Genomic DNA, 16,730 nt, shown 5'->3' on the forward strand with positions numbered 1-16,730 from the left:
CTCAGTAGGTCTCCACCAGCACGTCGGTGTACAGTTCTTCCGGGTTCGGTTCGGGCGCGCTTTCGGCGAAGTCGGCGGCGGCGTTGACCACCTTGCGGATCTCGGCCTCGATCGCCTTCAGCTCGTCTTCCTGCACCCCGGCGGCGTTCAGCTCGCGCTTCAGCCCCTCGATCGGGTCCGAATTGTCGCGCATCGCCTGCACTTCGTCGCGGCTGCGATATTTTGCCGGGTCGGACATCGAGTGACCACGATAGCGATAGGTCTTCATCTCGAGAATGATCGGCCCCTTGCCCGCGCGCACCCACGCCAGCGCTTCCTCGGCAGCACCGCGGCATGCCAGCACGTCCATGCCGTCGACCTGGATACCCGGAATGCGGAAGCTCTCGCCGCGCTTGTACAGCTGGTCTTCGGCCGAGGCGCGATTGACGCTGGTGCCCATGGCATATTGGTTGTTCTCGATCACGAAGATGATCGGGAGCTTCCACAGCTCGGCCATGTTGAACGATTCGTACACCTGACCCTGGTTCGCGGCGCCGTCGCCGAAATAGGCCATGCAGACGCCGCCGTCGTTGCTGTACTTGTGCCCGAACGCGAGACCCGCGCCCAGCGACACCTGCGCCCCGACGATGCCGTGACCGCCATAGAATTTATGCTCGGTCGAAAACATGTGCATCGACCCGCCCTTGCCACGGCTGATGCCGGCTTCGCGCCCGGTCAGCTCGGCCATGATGACCTTGGGATCGATGCCGTACGCAAGCATGTGGCCATGGTCGCGATAGCCGGTGATGACCGAATCCTTGCCGGATTCGAGCGCCGACTGCAGCCCGACGGCCACCGCTTCCTGCCCGATATACAGGTGGCAGAAGCCACCGATCAGGCCGAGGCCGTACAATTGCCCCGCCTTTTCCTCGAAACGACGGATCAGCAGCATCTCCTTGTAGAAGGAGAGCAATTCCTCTTTCGACGCCTCGTACCGCTTTGGCTCGCCCGGCCGTTCGCGATTGGGAATGACGGGTTCGCTGGTGCGGCCTTGCGCCGGTGCTTTTGCCACGGTTCGGATGCCTCGTTCCTGAAAGGATGGGTAGGAAGCGCCGCCTATGGCGCGAATTATCCCCTTGCGCAACCGAGCCAGCCCGTTCCGGTCCGGATTCAGTCGTCGATACGGATTCCGCAGCGGGTGCGCGCCGCCGCCTCGCCGCCGATCGGCACGATGAATTCGTCCGGGTGGGCGACGTTCAGCTTCCGCCGGACAAGTTCGTCGACCATGTCGGGATCGGCATGGCGCGGATCGAGCAGTTCGACCCGGTTGCGCAGGTCGGCGCGCACCTTCTCCAGACAGGCATATTGCGCTTTCCGCACCGCCAGCTTGCGTTGATAATCACGATAGGCGAGCACCCCGTTCGGACCCAGTACCGCGTGATAGGCGAAGAACCCGATGACGAGGATCACCAGCGCCGGCCAACCGGCACGTCTCAGCATCTGACGAAGGGGCGAGGAACGCGACATGGCGCGTATGTCGTTTATACCCCGCCCCCACGCAACCCACCTGCCGCCCCAAGGAGCCGATATGCACCTGCTGCACGACCCCGCGACGCTCACCGACCCGATCGATTTCGACGCCTTCCTGCGGGTCGACATCCGCGTCGGGACCATCGTCGCCGCCGAACCCTATCCGGAGGCACGCAAGCCCGCGATCAAGCTGGTCATCGATTTCGGCCAGGTACTCGGTCGCAAGCGGTCGAGTGCGCAGATCACGGAGCACTATGACTGCGAGGAATTGATCGGGCGGCAGGTCGCGGCAGTGGTCAACTTCCCGCCCCGGCAGATCGGCAAGTTCGTGTCCGAAGTCCTGACGCTCGGCTTTCCCGACGAGGCTGGCGCCGTGGTGCTGTTCGCGCCCGACCAGCGGGTGCCGGATGGCGGGCGGCTGTTCTAGAACCGATCTACCCATCGGTCATTCTTTGCGAGCCGTGTCGGCCGCGCGTGCAAGTCAACCCATTCTTAAACCGATTGCAATAGGCGCAGCCCCGATCAATTTGCGGGGAGGATCAGGGAATTGCGCCTATTCTATACCACAGCCTGCGTGCTGCCACTTATCGCCGGGGCGTCGGCGCATGCGCAGTCGGCGACGACGGGTAACGACAAGCCCGCCGACCGTATGACGGACGCCGCCAAGCCGTCAGGCGACATCATCGTCACCGCCGTCGCGCGGGGGCGCGACCGACTCGACAGCGCCATTTCGACCAGTTCGTTGCGTGAGGCCGACATTCTGAAGGCCGCGCCGCGCTCCACCGCCGAGATTTTCCGCAACGTACCCGGCATCCGTTCGGAAAGCTCGGGCGGCGAAGGCAATGCGAACATCTCGATCCGCGGCCTTCCGATCGCCTCGGGCGGGGCGAAATTCTTGCAACTGCAGGAGGACGGCCTGCCCGTCCTCGAATTCGGCGACATCACCTTCGGCAATGCCGACATCTTCCTGCGCGCCGACCTGAACCTGTCGTCGGTCGAGGCGATCCGGGGCGGGTCGGCCTCCACCTTCTCGTCCAATTCGCCGGGCGGCGTGCTCAACCTGATCTCGAAGACCGGCGAACAGGAAGGGGGCGCGCTGCAATTCGGCGCGGGGCTCGATTATCAGGAATATCGCGTCGATTTCGACTATGGGGGCAAGATCGACAGCAGCCTGCGCTATCATGTCGGCGGCTTCTATCGACAGGGCGAAGGACCGCGCCGGATCGGCTATGACGGCAATCGCGGCGGCCAGTTCAAGGCGAACCTGACCAAGACCTTCTCGGGCGGCTATATCCGCTTCTACGGCAAGTATCTCGACGATCGCGCGGTCGGCTACCTGCCTAATCCGGTCCGCGTGACCGGCAGCAATGCCGATCCGCGCTATACCAGCCTGCCCGGCTTCTCGATCACGCGCGACGCGCTGCTGTCGCGCAATTTCACCACCAACCTGACGCTCGACGGCCAGAACAATGTCGTCACGCGCGACCTTCGCGACGGCCAGCATCCGGTGGTGAAAGCGTTCGGCGTGGAAACGCAGATCGACCTGTCCGGATGGACCGTGACCGACCGGTTCCGCTATGCCGACATCAGCGGCGGCTTCTCGTCGAACTTCCCGTCCAACGTCGCCGCCGCGTCGGACATCGCGACCGCGCTCGGTGATGCCGGCGCGACGCTGCGCTTCGCCAGCGGCCCGTCCGCCGGACAGGCGATCACCGACCCCGCCGCGCTCAACGGCAACGGCCTGCTCGCGCAGATCGTGGTGTTCGATGTGAAGCTGAACAGCCTCGACAACGTCACCAACGACGTGCGGGCCAGCCGGGTGTTCACGCTGGGCGGCGGCGACCTGACGACGACGGCGGGCTTCTACAAGTCGCGCCAGGCGATCGATACCGACTGGCTGTGGACGTCGACCCTGCTCGACGTGCGCGGCGATGGTCGCGCCGCGCTAGTCGATGTGGTGTCGGCCGGCGGCACGCCGGTGACGCAGAACGGATTCTATGCGTACAGCGCCAGCTATTTCGGCGACTGTTGCCGTCGCAGCTACCGCGTCGCCTATGACGTCAACGCGCCGTTCGCCTCGCTGAATTACAAGGTCGGCCGCGTCGCGCTGGGCGCCAGCGTCCGCTATGATTTCGGCGACGCGTCGGGATCGGTCTACGGCGCGGACCTGGGCGGCGGACGCACCGGCGTCGTCGCGCGCGACATCGACGGCGACGGCATTCTTTCCGCGGCGGAACGGCGGGTCGCGGTCATTCCGCTCGGCCAGCCGGCACCGGTCGATTATGGCTGGAACTACCTGTCCTATTCGGCGGGCATCAACTTCCGCATCGCCGAGCCGTTCGCAGTCTTCGCCCGCTACAGCCGGGGCGGCCGCGCCAATGCCGACCGGCTGTTGTTCGGTCCGGCGGTCAGCACGACCGACGGCTCGCTGCTCAGCAAGTCCGCCGCCGTCGACTTCGTCCGCCAGGCGGAGGCAGGCGCCAAGTACCGCCACAACGGACTCGTCCTGAACCTGACCGGCTTCTGGGCGCGGACCGAGGAACAGAATTACGAAGCGACGCGGCAGGTCTTCATCGATCGCGAATATCGTGCCGTCGGCCTCGAATTCGACGGCGGTTACCGGGTCGGCGTGTTCGGCATCAACGGCGGCGCTACCTGGACCGATGCGAAGATCGTGAGCGACGCGCTCAACCCCGGCGTCATCGGCAACACGCCGCGTCGTCAGGCGCGGCTGATCTTCCAGGCGACGCCGCAGGTGGAGATCGACCGATTCACGGTCGGGGCCAATGTCATCGGTACGACCAGCAGCTATGCCCAGGACAGCAACCAGTTGAAGCTGCCCGGCTACACCGTCGCCAACGCCTTCGTCCAATATCGCCCGACCAGCCGCCTGCTACTGTCGCTGAACGCGAACAATCTGTTCGACGTACAGGGCTTTACCGAGGCGGAAGATGCAGTGATCCCGGCCAACGGCATCGTCCGCGCGCGCTCGATCAACGGCCGCACGACGTCGATGACGGCACGTATCCTGTTCTGAGCCAATCGCCGGGCCGCGTATCCGCGTGGCCCGGCGCCCTTCGCTACGCCCCATCCCCGCCCGCATCATAGCGCAGGCGAGCGTCGCGAATATTCGTCCGGTTCGCATCGGCCCACATCGTTAGCGCCATGACCGGCGCGAGCAGCGACCTGCCAATATCCGTCAGTTCATACTCGACCCGCGGCGGGATGGTGGGGAACAAGGTCCGGCGCACCATACCGTCGCGTTCCAGCCCGCGTAGCGTGATCGTCAACATGCGCTGCGAGATGCCGTCGATCCGACGTCGCAACGCGTTGAACCGCACCGGCCCGTCCTTCAACGTCGCGATGATGTAGAGGCTCCATTTATCGCCGATGCGGTCGAGTATCTCGCGCACCATGCCGCAGTCGTCGTGACGGCCCGGAGCGGTAAATTCCATGTGACCTGGTTTCATCGGCGTGCCTTCTTGCAGGGGGCAGTGCGGTCACTTTAATAGCGTCGGTAACAATTTGTTACCACCTTGTTCCTGTGGCGGAACCGTGGATCGGAAGGATATGCGATGAAGATCGCTCTCTTCGGCGGGACGGGCCCGACCGGACGGCACATCATCGAAACGGCGCTGGCGCGGGGGTATGCGCTTTCGGTCTTCGCACGCGACCCGGCAAAGCTCGCCGCCTTCGCCGACCGGGTCGAGATCGTGGTCGGCGACCTCAGCAATCGCGACGCGATCAAGGCATGCATCACGGGCGCCGATGCCGTCATCAGCGCCCTCGGGCCCAACAGCCTGAGCGCCCGCGAAAAACGGCCGATCATGCGCGGCGTCGCCACGATCATTTCGGTCATGGAGGAATTGCACGTCCGCCGCCTGATCCAGGTCTCGACACCCGCCTGTCGTGATCCGAAGGACGGATTCGACCTGCCGTCGCGCGCCTCCGTGCTGCTGTTCAGGCTGATCGCCCGTAACGCCTCGGACGATATTCGCGCGACCGCCGAACTGGTACGAAGCTCCTCGCGCGACTGGACGCTGGTGCGAATCCCGAACCTGCACGACGGAGCCGCAACGGGGCGGATCGCCATCGGCTGGTACGGCCGGACGAAGCTCGGAATGAAGCTGTCACGGGGCAATCTTGCGAAATTTCTGGTCGATCAGGTGACGGCCACCGACCATCTCCGCGCCGCACCGGGGATCGCGGATCGCCGATGAAGATGGATGAACGAAAGGAAGCTGTCGTGCTGCGGATCGATCTCTATACCGATATTGTCTGCCCGTGGTGCATCATCGGGCATCACCGTCTCGACAAGGTGTTGGCGGAGCGGTTTCCCGACCTCTCGGTGGACGTCCGTCAGCATCCGGTGCTGCTGTTGCCCGACGCCCCGCCGCAGGGCCTGTATGTCGCTGATCTGCTCCGCGCGCGCTACGGCGTGACCGATGTCCGGGCGGCGTTCGCCCGTCCCGAGGCGGAGGCACGGGCATCGGGCCTCGCGCTCGATCTCAGCCGCCAGCCATGGATGTACCGAACCCAGCCAGCGCATGGGTTGATCCTCGCCGCCCGGGAACGGGGGACGCAACATGCCCTCGCCGTCGCTATCACGAAGGCGTATTTCCTCGATGCACGGAATATATCGGACGCCGACGTGCTCGCCGATATCGCGACCCGGCACGGGTTCGAGGGCGAGGAAGCGCGCGCAATTGTCCTCGACCCTGCGCAACATCGCCGGGTGGACGTAGCAGCGGCACAATCCGCGGCGGCGGGGGTTCGGTCGGTGCCCCATTTCGTCTTCGGCGACCGCATCGCCATCAACGGCGGCCGCAGCGAGGACGAACTTGCGGCCGCCATCCGTCAGGCGTCTGCCATCGCTGCAACCGGATAGGACTCGATCACGTTGCCGGAGCGGTGAAACGCGAACGTCGCCGCACGGCGGGAAAAGGCTTGCCGGCCTTTCGTCAACGGACGGACGCAAAAAAAGGGGGCGCCGGCTCGCACCGACGCCCCCTTCCCTCATTCCGCGATCAACGCAGGATCGAACGCCCCGCATAGCGCGCCGCGCCGGCCAGCTCTTCCTCGATCCGGATCAGCTGGTTGTACTTGGCAAGCCGGTCCGATCGCGCCAACGACCCGGTCTTGATCTGGCCGCAGTTGGTGGCGACCGCGAGGTCGGCGATCGTCGCGTCCTCGGTCTCGCCCGAACGGTGCGACATGACGGCGGTATAGCGGTTGCGCTGGGCGAGGTTCACCGCCTCCAGCGTCTCGGTCAGCGTGCCGATCTGGTTGACCTTCACCAGCAGCGAGTTGGCGAGGCCCTGCTTCAGACCCATGGCCAGCCGCTTCGGATTGGTCACGAACAGGTCGTCGCCGACCAGTTGGACCTTGTCGCCGATCTTGTCGGTCAGCGCCTTCCAACCCTCGAAATCGTCCTCCGACATGCCGTCCTCGATCGACAGGATTGGATAGCGCGCGGCGAGATCGGCGAGGTAATCGGCCATCTCGACCGGCGACAGCGACTTACCCTCGCCGACCATCTCATAGCGCCCGCCCTTGAAGAATTCGGTCGCGGCGCAATCTAGCGCGAGCATCACGTCGTCGCCCGGCTTGTAGCCCGCCCGCTCGATGCTCTGCATGATGAAGTCGAGTGCATCGATCGTGCTGCTGAGCGCCGGCGCAAAACCGCCTTCGTCACCGACCGAGGTGGCAAGGCCCTTCTCCGACAGCCCCTTCTTCAGCGTGTGGAAGATTTCCGAACCGCACCGGACGGCTTCGGCAATGCTGTCGGCACCGACCGGCATCACCATGAATTCCTGGAAATCGATCGGGTTGTCAGCATGTTCGCCGCCATTGATGATGTTCATCATCGGCACTGGCAACAGATGCGCCGACACGCCGCCGACGTAGCGGTACAGCGGCAGGCCGCGCGCATCCGCCGCCGCCTTCGCCACCGCGAGGCTGACACCGAGGATCGCGTTCGCGCCCAGCCGGCCCTTATTGTCGGTGCCGTCGAGCTGGATCATCGCGTTGTCGATGTCGCTCTGGTCCTCGGCATCCATGCCCAGCACCGCCTCGGCGATGTCGCCGTTCACCGCCTCGACGGCGGCCAGCACGCCCTTGCCGAGATAGACCGACTTGTCGCCGTCGCGCTTCTCGACCGCTTCGTGCGCGCCGGTCGACGCGCCCGACGGGACCGCGGCGCGGCCGAAGCTGCCATCCTCCAGCAGCACGTCGACCTCGACGGTCGGATTGCCGCGGCTGTCGAGGATTTGGCGGCCATGCACCTGAATGATTGCGGTCACGTAACGACTCCCTTTATGTCCGTGCGGAACGGCGTGGTCGCGGTCCCTGTATCCATTCGGCCCGTGCCTCGCAAATCCTGTGCGCGCAACGGAACCCGAGCATTGCCGCATGGTTATCGTCCCGAAACGAAGAAAGGATTCGTTATGACCGACTTCAATCGGACCGGCGGCTCGCCGACCACCAGCGACACCGCCGTCGACTTTAATGCCGACATCACGCCCGCCACGGGCGGCACCGTCGAATTCACCCCGGCCGCCACGACCTCGTTCGATTCGGAAGCGACCTCGACCGGCAGCGCCAAGCAGACGCTCAAGGACGAAGCGTCGAAGCTGAGCGCCAAGGCCACCGAAAAGGCACGCGGCCTCGCCGATGAGGGCAAGCTGCGTGCGACCGGCGCACTCGATGAATTCTCGAAGCTCATGGAAGATGCCGCCAGCACCGTCGATGAAAAGCTCGGCGAACAATATGGCCAATATGCCCGTTCGGCGGCGCAGGCGATTTCGGGCTTCTCGGACAATCTGCGCGGCAAGGAAGTCGACGACCTGATCGCCGATGCCAGCGATTTCGTCCGCAAGAGCCCGGCGATCGCGATCGGCACCGCCGCTGCGCTGGGCTTCGTGCTGGCGCGCATCGTCAAGGCGGGCACCGACGCCGACACCCCCGTGGTCAAGGGCTGAGCCCGATCATGGGGGACGAGGGGCTGGGAACGGTCGTCGGTCGCGTCGTCGAGGATGCGAAGGCCTATGCCCGTGCCGAAGTCACGCTGTGGAAGACGGTCGCCAGCACCCGCGGATCGCAGGCGGGCATCGCCGCCGGCCTCGCGGTCGGTGCGGTAGTCATTGCCCTGTCGGCGGTGACCGCGTTGCTGGTCGGGGCGATCCTGTCGCTGCGGCCGGTCATGGGGCCGGGCTGGGCGACGTTGCTGGTCGTCGTCGTGGCGCTCGGGATCGCGGCCATTCTCGCCAAGATCGCGCTGGCGAGCTTCAAGCGCGTCGTCGCGCCTCTCGGAGACGGCCGATGATGCCGCCAACCCTTGCCGCCGCCCGCGCCGATGCGCTGCTCAAGCGCGCCCGGTTGCAGGCTAGCCTTGCCGAAGCCAAGCACCGCCTGTCGCCATCGACCATCGCCTCGAACGTCGCCGACGACCTGCGCGACAAGGCGGAGGACGGCGTCGCGGTCGTTATGGAGCGTCCCGGCGTCGCGGCTGGCATCGCCACCGGCGTCATCGCGCTGCTTGCCCGCAAGCGTATCGCCCGGCTGTTCCGCAGGACACCACCGCCCCCGCCGCCCCCCATCGCCCCGCCCCCGCCCGTCCCGAACAAGGAATGACATCATGAGCGAACTCAAGACCGCCCCGCACGAAACCACGGGCACCATCGATACGCTGAAGGAAAAGGCGTCGACTGCCGCCCATGCGACCAGCGACGCCGCGCACGACGCTGCCAAGCGCGCGTCGGACGCTGCCCATGAAGCGGCGCAGCGCGCGTCGGAGACGATCGAGACCAATCCGCTTGCGGTTCTGGCCGGCGGCCTCGCACTCGGTGCCGTCGTCGGCGCGCTGCTGCCGCGTACCGCGCAGGAGACGAAGACGCTCGCCCCGCTCGGCAAGAAGCTGGCGGCCGCCGCCACCGCCGCTGCCGCAACCGCGCGCGACGTCGGCAAGGAACAGCTGACCGCCGCGCTGCCGAGCAAGGACGGCGCCAAGGAACAGCTGCGTTCGGCGTTCAGCGCGGTGGTGCAGGCTGCCGCCGATAGCGGCAAGGCCGCGGTCAAGAACTGATCGGTCGCGCAAATCCCAGATTCTGGGTTGAAGGGTACGCCCGGTCCGCTATGCGGGCTGGGCGTATCTTTTTTTGCACTGCGGGAACGACCATGAGCAAACTTCACCTCGTCTTCGGCGGCCGCGTCTCCGATCCGCGCACGCTCGACTTCGCCGATCTGAAGGCGATCGACGTCGTCGGCATCTTCGGCGACTATGCCAGCGCCGAAAAGGCATGGCGCGCCGCGGCGCAGCGGACCGTCGACGATGCCGAAATGAAATATGTGGTGGTGCATCTGCACCGCCTGCTCGAACCGGAACTGCCGGCGGCGTAAGGCCCTCGACCTTTCAATCAGGATGATGCGTTCGTCCTGAGTAGCCGCTGAGCCTGTCCAAGCGGCGTATCGAACGACCGTCCGTGGCAGGTACTTCGATACGGGTCTTCGACTTCGCTCAGCCCCTACTCAGTACGAACGGCCGTATGCTAATTCGGGGTGTCGGTTTTCAGCACCCGCGCACCCCAACGCCACCGCAACAACGGCCGCAGCAATACCATGCCCGCGATAAACCCGCCGGCATGCGCGGCCCCGGCGATCGGCATCTCGCTCCCCGCGCTCGCCCAGCCGATGGCGAGGTTGAGCACCGTCCAGCTCACCCCCAGCCACACCGCATGCACGACATGCGCCGGCACCGGCCCGATCGCCTTCGCCTTGCCACCGCCGAACAGCAGCGCATAGGCGCCGATCAGCGCCGAGATCGCTCCGCTTGCCCCGATCATCGGCGCGGGCGAGCGCGGTCCCGCCAGCCACTGCGCCGCGACCGATGCATAGGCACCGACCAACAGCAACACCAGTACCCCGCGAAGCCCCACCGCCCGCTGCGTCGGCGTACCGACGATCGCAAGGCTCAGCAGATTGAACGCCAGATGCACCCACCCATCATGAATGAAGGCGGCGGTGATCGGCGTCAGCCATAGCGGCACGAACGGCGCAAACCCCTCGATCGACGCGACATGGCTGGTCATGCGCAGCGGCACGAAGCCCGCCGCGATCGCCGCGCTCCACACGCCGCCGGTCAGGATCAGCCATGCGCTCACGCACGCGATCGACCCGCCGATCGCGAGGATCGACGGGGAAGGACGCCGTTCGAACATAGGGGTTTAGATGAACTCGATCTTCGAGATCTGGTAATAACGGTCGCCCGACGGCACCGTCACCTCGACGTCGTCATCGACCTTGCGGCCGATCAGTGCACGGCCCATCGGCGAGTTGTACGAAATGCGGCCCGACTTCGCGTCCGCCTCCGTCTGGCCGACGATCTGGTAGGTGACCGCCTTGTCATCCTCGTCGAGCAGCGTCACGGTCGCGCCGAACACGACCTTGTCACCCGACAGGTCCTTCGGATCGATGACCTGCGCGCGGCTCAGCTTGTCCTCGATATCGGCGATCGACGCCTCGATCTGCCCCTGCCGTTCCTTCGCCGCATGATATTCGGCGTTTTCGGACAGGTCGCCATGGGCGCGCGCTTCCTCGATCGCGTCGATGATCTGCGGCCGTTCGACCTTCAGTTGCTTGAGGTGCGCCGTCAGGCGATCATAGCCCTCTTGCAACATCGGCATCTTTTCGACCGTCGCCATCGCGCGCGCGTCCCTTTTGTCATTACCCCCGACACACGGACGGGCCTCCCTGCCCGTCCGCGCGCAACATTCCGCTGATGGGGATCAGTTGTGCGATTGCGAATAATAGGACTGCAACGGCCGCACTTCAAGGGAGCGGGCACCCAGCGCCTGAATGGCCTGCGCCACCGCGACGCTGGCGGGCGCCGTAGTGAAGTAGGGCACCTTCTGCGACTGCGCCGAAGCACGGATCGATTCGGAGTCCTTAAGCGACTGCCAGCCTTCGGTGGTGTTGAAGATCATCGCGATATCGCCGTCGAAAATCTTGTCGACAATGTGCGGACGCCCCTGTGCCACCTTGTTCACCCGTTCGACCGGTACGCCGTTCTCGGAAAGATAATCGGCGGTGCCGCTGGTCGCGACGATCCGGAAGCCCAGTTCGACCAGCAACTGCACGCCCGGCAGGATCACCGGCTTGTCGCTCGACTTGACCGACACGAACACCGTGCCGCTCTTGGGCAGGACGATGTTGGCGCCCATCTGCGCCTTGGCAAAGGCGGTGGCGAAATCGCCATCGATCCCCATGACTTCGCCGGTCGACTTCATTTCCGGCGACAACACCGGATCGACGCCGGGGAAGCGGCCCCAGGGGAATACCGCTTCCTTGACCGCGACATGATCGATGTCGCGGTCGATGGTCGGCAGATTGGCCAGCTTTTCGCCCGCCATTACCCGCGCCGCGATCTTGGCGACCGGCGTCCCGATCGCCTTGGCGACGAACGGCACCGTGCGGCTGGCGCGCGGATTGACCTCGATCAGATAGACCTTTCCGTCCTTGACCGCGAACTGGATGTTCATCAGCCCCTTGACGTTCAATGCCTTGGCCAGCGCTACGGTCTGCCGCTCGATCTCGGCAATGACGTCGGCGGTCAGCGAATAGGGCGGCATCGAACAGGCACTGTCGCCCGAATGGACGCCCGCTTCCTCGATATGCTGCAACACCCCCGCGACGACGACGTCGTCCCCGTCCGCGATCGCGTCGACATCGACCTCGATCGCGTCGCGCAGATACTGGTCGATCAGGACGGGGGAGTCCCCCGACACCTGCACGGCGGTCTGGATATAGTCGTCGAGCTGCCCCAGCGAATCGACGATCTCCATCGCCCGCCCGCCCAGCACATAGCTCGGCCGCATCAGCACCGGATAGCCGATCCGCTCTGCGATCACCGCTGCCTCGTCGCGGCTGCGCGCCAGGCCGTTGGCCGGCTGGAGCAGCCCCAGCGAGGTGACCAGATCGGCGAACCGCTCGCGATCTTCCGCCAGATCGATCGAATCGGGCGTGGTGCCCAGGATCGGGATACCGGCCGCCTCGAGCGCACGGGCAAGGTTCAGCGGCGTCTGCCCGCCAAACTGCACGATCGCCCCGACCAGCTCGCCCTTCGATGCCTCGACATGCAGGATTTCCAGCACGTCCTCGGCGGTCAGCGGTTCGAAATACAACCGGTCCGACGTGTCGTAATCGGTCGACACCGTCTCCGGGTTGCAGTTGACCATGATCGTTTCATAGCCGGCATCGCTCAGCGCGAAGCACGCATGGCAGCAGCAATAGTCGAACTCGATCCCCTGCCCGATCCGGTTCGGCCCGCCGCCGAGGATGACGATTTTCTTGCGGTCCGACGGCTGGCTCTCATCCTCCGGCTCGCCAAAGGTCGGCGCTTCGTAGGTCGAATACATATACGGCGTCTTCGCCTCGAACTCGGCGGCGCAGGTGTCGATGCGCTTGAAGACCGGCCGCACGCCCAGCTTGTGCCGATGTTGACGCACCTCGTCCTCGGTCACGCCGCCGGTCATCATCTTGACGACCTCGTGGATCAGGCCCGATCCGCGCGCGATGCCGCGCTCCATGCCGCGTAGATTGGCCGATTGCAGCGCCAGCCATGCCAGCCGCTTGTCGGAGAAGCCCATTGATTTGAGCCGGCGCATCCCCGCCGCGTCCTGCGGCAGCCCGTTGGTGCAAACTTCGGTTTCCGCCGCGACGATTTCCGCCATGCGTTCGAGGAACCACGGATCGTACTTTGCGATGGCATGGACTTCGGCGACGCTGAAGCCTTCGCGCAGCGCCTGTGCCGCAACCAGCAGCCGATCGGGCGTCGCGACGGCCAAGGCCGCCTCGATCTCCGCGCGCGGCGCACCGGCAAGGCGTTCGACGGTATTGAAGCCCGACAGCCCGGTTTCCAGACCGCGCAGCGCCTTCTGCATCGATTCATGGATGTTACGGCCGATCGCCATGACTTCGCCGACCGACTTCATCGCCGTCGACAGCACCGCCTGCGACCCCTTGAACTTTTCAAAGGCGAAGCGCGGAATCTTGGTGACGACATAATCGATCGTCGGTTCGAACGATGCCGGCGTCGCACCGGTAATGTCGTTGGTGATCTCGTCGAGCGTATAGCCGACCGCCAGCTTCGCCGCGACCTTGGCGATCGGGAAGCCGGTTGCCTTCGACGCCAACGCCGACGAGCGCGACACGCGCGGGTTCATCTCGATGACGATCAGGCGGCCGTCCTTCGGATTGACCGCGAACTGTACGTTCGAACCCCCTGTTTCGACGCCGATTTCCCGGAGTACCGCAATCGATGCATTGCGCATGATCTGGTACTCTTTATCGGTCAGCGTCAGCGCCGGGGCAACGGTGATCGAATCCCCGGTATGGACGCCCATGGGGTCGATATTCTCGATCGAACACACGATGATGGCATTGTCCGCACGATCGCGGACGACCTCCATCTCATATTCCTTCCAGCCGAGCAGCGATTCCTCGATCAGCACCTCAGTGGTCGGCGACGCGTCCAACCCTTCGCGGACGATGCGCAGAAACTCGTCGCGATTATAGGCGACGCCGCCGCCGGTGCCGCCCAGCGTGAACGACGGGCGGATGATCGCGGGCAGCCCGACATGCTCCAGCCCGGCCAGCGCCTCCGCTTCGGTATGGGCAATATGGCTGCGCGCGGATTCAAGGCCGATCTTCTCCATCGCGACCTTGAACTTCTGACGGTCCTCGGCCTTGTCGATCGCCTCGGCATCGGCGCCGATCATCTGCACGCCGAACTTTTCAAGCGTACCGTCATTCGCCAGCGCCAGCGCGGTGTTCAGCGCGGTCTGTCCGCCCATCGTCGGCAGCACCGCATCGGGGCGCTCCTTCTCGATGATCTTGGCGACGACCGCCGGGGTGATCGGCTCGACATAGGTCGCGTCGGCCAGTTCCGGATCGGTCATGATCGTCGCGGGGTTGGAATTGACGAGGACGATGCGATAGCCCTCCTCCTTCAACGCCTTGATCGCCTGCACGCCCGAATAATCGAACTCGCAAGCCTGGCCGATGACGATCGGCCCCGCGCCGATGACGAGGATGGACGAAATGTCGGTGCGATTTGGCATTAGTGATCCAGTCCGTTTGCTGGGGCCTCGTTACCGACGAACCCAAGGTCCATCGGGAGTCCGCTGTTTTTCAATTGGCTAAGTATGCAATCGATCTTCTTGAAAGACCCGCCACGGGAAGGCCGTACGTAAACTTGGTTACCGCCCAGATGCTTCAACCAATTTCGAGGAGCATTGCATCGCTGCGTCATTCGATCGAGCTTCGCCTGCGTCACCGCGGCGGCACCGGTCGACCCGACCGATGCGCCAGCCTGAACGGCAAGAAGGAAAGTCAGCACGAACAATCAGCGGTCCTTCATCATCCCCACGAACCGCTCGAACAGATAGAAGCTGTCCTGCGGTCCGGGCGACGCCTCGGGGTGATACTGAACCGAAAACGCGCGGCCGCCGTCAACTTCGATACCGGCGTTTGACCCGTCGAACAGCGACACATGCGTCTCGACTACGCCCTCCGGCAGGCTGTCGCGCTCAACCGCAAAGCCATGATTCATGCTGGTGATCTCGACCGCGCCGTCCGACAGACGCTTGACCGGGTGGTTCGCACCGCGATGGCCCTGATGCATCTTGGTCGTAGTCGCGCCGACGGCTAGGCCGAGCAACTGGTGGCCCAGACAGATGCCGAACAGCGGCTTGCCAGTGTCGAGCAGCTTGCGGATCACCGGCACCGCATATTCACCGGTAGCGGCGGGATCGCCAGGACCATTTGACAGGAAGATGCCGTCAGGGTTCGCCGCCATCACCTCTTCATAGGTCGCGGTGGCCGGTAGCACGGTTACTTCAGCACCAGCGTGAACAAGGTTGCGGAAGATATTACGCTTACTGCCATAATCGATGGCAACGACATGCGGACGCGATATGCTTTGCGTGGCACCTTCGTCACCTTCCGGTCGGGTGCTGTCGTCATAGCCCTTGCCCAGATGCCACGCCCCGCCGGCCCAGCCGTAATGCGTCTCGCACGACACGGTCTTGGCAAGGTCCATACCCTCCAGACCCGGCCAAGCCTGCGCCTGTGCTAGCAGCACCGGAATGTCGAACTCGCCGCTTGCCGAGTGCGCGATAACGCCGTTCGGCGCCCCGCCCTGCCGGATGCGGCGGGTCAGCGCGCGGGTGTCGATCCCCGCCAGCCCGATCCGGTTGTGGCGGGCCATCCACGCGTCAAGATTCTCGTTCGACCGGAAATTCGACGGCGCGGTCACATCTTCGCGGACGATCATGCCCAGCGCGTGCGGGTCGTTCGCCTCGACGTCGTCGACATTGGTGCCGACATTGCCGATGTGCGGGAAGGTGAAGGTGATGATCTGCCCGGCGAAGGACGGATCGGTCATGATCTCCTGATAGCCGGTCATCGCGGTGTGGAAGCACACCTCGCCGACCGCTGCGCCCTCGGCCCCGAAGCCACGGCCCCACAGCACGTCGCCATTGGCAAGGACAAGGACCCCGGTGGCTCCTTCGGGCATGGCAAATGGCTTGGCGTCGGCCATGATAGGCGGGCACTCCTGGGTTTGTCTGATGATGTCGCTAAGCGGTGGCGGCTAGTCCCAACGTCCCGCGCCGTCAATCCTGTGATCGCGGATCGATTGCGGCTATGCGTGATCGCTTATCCGAATGAGAGACACTGGAACCGCCATGATTCGCGACACCATCAAGGACGCCCTCGTCACCGCCATGAAGGGCGGCGACAAGGAGACGACCGCCACGATCCGCCTGATCCAGTCGTCTATCAAGAACCGCGACATCGAGGCACGCACCGGCAAGGCTCCCGACAGCGACGACGCGCTGGTTGTCGAAGTGCTGCAGAAAATGGTCAAGCAGCGCCGCGAATCGATCGAGATGTACGAGAAAGGCAATCGCCCCGAGTTGGCCGCCAGTGAAGCGCGCGAAGTGACCGTCATCGAACGCTTTTTGCCGCAGCAGATGGATGAGGCACAGACCGCCGCGGCGATCGAGGCGATCAAGGCCGATCTTGGCGCGACCGGCATGAAGGACATGGGCCGCGTCATGGCCGAGCTGAAGTCCCGCCACGGCAGCGAACTCGACATGAGCAAGGCCAGCGCAGCGGTGAAGGCGGCGCTGAGTTAAGCGTTGCCGTACCCGTTCCGTTCGGGG

General features: G+C 64.8%; 18 protein-coding genes. 10 read left to right on the forward strand and 8 right to left on the reverse strand.

Features of this window, described 5'->3' with window-relative positions; all coding sequences use genetic code 11:
• Window position 1: 1 nt before the first annotated feature.
• Window positions 2-1,051, reverse strand: a complete 1,050-nt coding sequence (gene pdhA / locus AAIO73_RS02630) for a pyruvate dehydrogenase (acetyl-transferring) E1 component subunit alpha (protein ID WP_242115640.1) — start codon at window positions 1,049-1,051, stop codon at window positions 2-4.
• Window positions 1,052-1,149: 98 nt separating this feature from the next.
• Window positions 1,150-1,506 carry an FtsB family cell division protein gene (locus tag AAIO73_RS02635; protein ID WP_242115641.1) on the reverse strand — a complete coding sequence of 119 codons (357 nt, stop codon included), beginning with the start codon at window positions 1,504-1,506 and terminating at the stop codon, window positions 1,150-1,152.
• A 61-nt stretch (window positions 1,507-1,567) separates the two neighbouring features.
• Here AAIO73_RS02635 and AAIO73_RS02640 point away from each other — a divergent pair, with 61 nt between their 5' ends.
• On the forward strand, window positions 1,568-1,936 hold the full coding sequence (locus AAIO73_RS02640; protein ID WP_345876042.1) for a tRNA-binding protein: 369 nt from the start codon (window positions 1,568-1,570) through the stop codon (window positions 1,934-1,936).
• A 222-nt stretch (window positions 1,937-2,158) separates the two neighbouring features.
• Complete coding sequence (locus AAIO73_RS02645) at window positions 2,159-4,546, forward strand: TonB-dependent receptor domain-containing protein (protein ID WP_345876330.1); 2,388 nt, start codon at window positions 2,159-2,161, stop codon at window positions 4,544-4,546.
• A gap of 43 nt (window positions 4,547-4,589) precedes the next feature.
• Here AAIO73_RS02645 and AAIO73_RS02650 read toward each other — a convergent pair whose 3' ends face one another.
• Entirely contained in the window at window positions 4,590-4,964 is a 375-nt protein-coding gene (locus tag AAIO73_RS02650; RefSeq protein WP_345876044.1) for a winged helix-turn-helix transcriptional regulator, read from the reverse strand.
• A 120-nt stretch (window positions 4,965-5,084) separates the two neighbouring features.
• On the opposite strand from AAIO73_RS02650, the gene AAIO73_RS02655 reads away from it, so the two are divergent.
• A complete protein-coding gene (locus tag AAIO73_RS02655) occupies window positions 5,085-5,729 on the forward strand; it encodes an NAD(P)-dependent oxidoreductase (RefSeq protein WP_345876046.1) in 645 nt (214 codons plus the stop codon).
• Window positions 5,730-5,731: 2 nt separating this feature from the next.
• Window positions 5,732-6,397 (forward strand): DsbA family oxidoreductase, encoded by a 666-nt coding sequence (locus tag AAIO73_RS02660; RefSeq protein ID WP_345876048.1) that lies wholly within the window; start codon window positions 5,732-5,734, stop codon window positions 6,395-6,397.
• A 139-nt stretch (window positions 6,398-6,536) separates the two neighbouring features.
• Here the strand turns inward: AAIO73_RS02660 and eno are convergent, their stop codons facing one another.
• Complete coding sequence (gene eno, locus AAIO73_RS02665; protein ID WP_345876049.1) at window positions 6,537-7,811, reverse strand: phosphopyruvate hydratase; 1,275 nt, start codon at window positions 7,809-7,811, stop codon at window positions 6,537-6,539.
• A 144-nt stretch (window positions 7,812-7,955) separates the two neighbouring features.
• Here eno and AAIO73_RS02670 point away from each other — a divergent pair, with 144 nt between their 5' ends.
• The 5 genes from AAIO73_RS02670 to AAIO73_RS02690 all read left to right on the forward strand — a co-directional run bounded on the left by AAIO73_RS02670 (window position 7,956) and on the right by AAIO73_RS02690 (window position 9,906).
• Window positions 7,956-8,489 carry a hypothetical protein gene (locus AAIO73_RS02670; RefSeq protein WP_345876050.1) on the forward strand — a complete coding sequence of 178 codons (534 nt, stop codon included), beginning with the start codon at window positions 7,956-7,958 and terminating at the stop codon, window positions 8,487-8,489.
• Between the two features lie 8 nt (window positions 8,490-8,497).
• Window positions 8,498-8,833 (forward strand): phage holin family protein, encoded by a 336-nt coding sequence (locus AAIO73_RS02675; RefSeq protein WP_345876052.1) that lies wholly within the window; start codon window positions 8,498-8,500, stop codon window positions 8,831-8,833.
• Window positions 8,830-9,141, forward strand: coding sequence for a hypothetical protein (locus tag AAIO73_RS02680; protein WP_345876053.1), 312 nt, complete (start codon window positions 8,830-8,832; stop codon window positions 9,139-9,141). Before AAIO73_RS02675 ends, AAIO73_RS02680 begins: the two co-directional genes overlap by 4 nt.
• Window positions 9,142-9,145: 4 nt before the next feature.
• The gene (locus AAIO73_RS02685) at window positions 9,146-9,592 is read left to right on the forward strand and encodes a hypothetical protein (protein ID WP_345876054.1); all 447 of its coding nucleotides are present in this window, start codon (window positions 9,146-9,148) and stop codon (window positions 9,590-9,592) included.
• 92 nt (window positions 9,593-9,684) lie between these two features.
• Window positions 9,685-9,906, forward strand: coding sequence for a DUF4170 domain-containing protein (locus tag AAIO73_RS02690; RefSeq protein WP_066687371.1), 222 nt, complete (start codon window positions 9,685-9,687; stop codon window positions 9,904-9,906).
• Between the two features lie 149 nt (window positions 9,907-10,055).
• On the opposite strand, the gene AAIO73_RS02695 is transcribed toward AAIO73_RS02690, so the two are convergent.
• The 4 genes from AAIO73_RS02695 to carA all read right to left on the reverse strand — a co-directional run bounded on the left by AAIO73_RS02695 (window position 10,056) and on the right by carA (window position 16,105).
• Window positions 10,056-10,724 (reverse strand): rhomboid family intramembrane serine protease, encoded by a 669-nt coding sequence (locus AAIO73_RS02695; protein WP_345876059.1) that lies wholly within the window; start codon window positions 10,722-10,724, stop codon window positions 10,056-10,058.
• A 6-nt stretch (window positions 10,725-10,730) separates the two neighbouring features.
• On the reverse strand, window positions 10,731-11,207 hold the full coding sequence (gene greA, locus AAIO73_RS02700) for a transcription elongation factor GreA (protein ID WP_242115654.1): 477 nt from the start codon (window positions 11,205-11,207) through the stop codon (window positions 10,731-10,733).
• 84 nt (window positions 11,208-11,291) lie between these two features.
• Window positions 11,292-14,624 (reverse strand): carbamoyl-phosphate synthase large subunit, encoded by a 3,333-nt coding sequence (gene carB / locus AAIO73_RS02705; RefSeq protein WP_345876062.1) that lies wholly within the window; start codon window positions 14,622-14,624, stop codon window positions 11,292-11,294.
• A 284-nt stretch (window positions 14,625-14,908) separates the two neighbouring features.
• Window positions 14,909-16,105: a glutamine-hydrolyzing carbamoyl-phosphate synthase small subunit gene (carA, locus tag AAIO73_RS02710; RefSeq protein ID WP_345876065.1), complete on the reverse strand. Its 1,197-nt coding sequence runs from the start codon at window positions 16,103-16,105 to the stop codon at window positions 14,909-14,911.
• 145 nt (window positions 16,106-16,250) lie between these two features.
• Here carA and AAIO73_RS02715 point away from each other — a divergent pair, with 145 nt between their 5' ends.
• Complete coding sequence (locus AAIO73_RS02715; RefSeq protein ID WP_345876066.1) at window positions 16,251-16,703, forward strand: GatB/YqeY domain-containing protein; 453 nt, start codon at window positions 16,251-16,253, stop codon at window positions 16,701-16,703.
• The last annotated feature ends 27 nt before the right edge of the window (window positions 16,704-16,730 follow it).

This window comes from Sphingomonas epibiotica, assembly GCF_039615155.1.
GTDB lineage: Bacteria > Pseudomonadota > Alphaproteobacteria > Sphingomonadales > Sphingomonadaceae > Sphingomonas.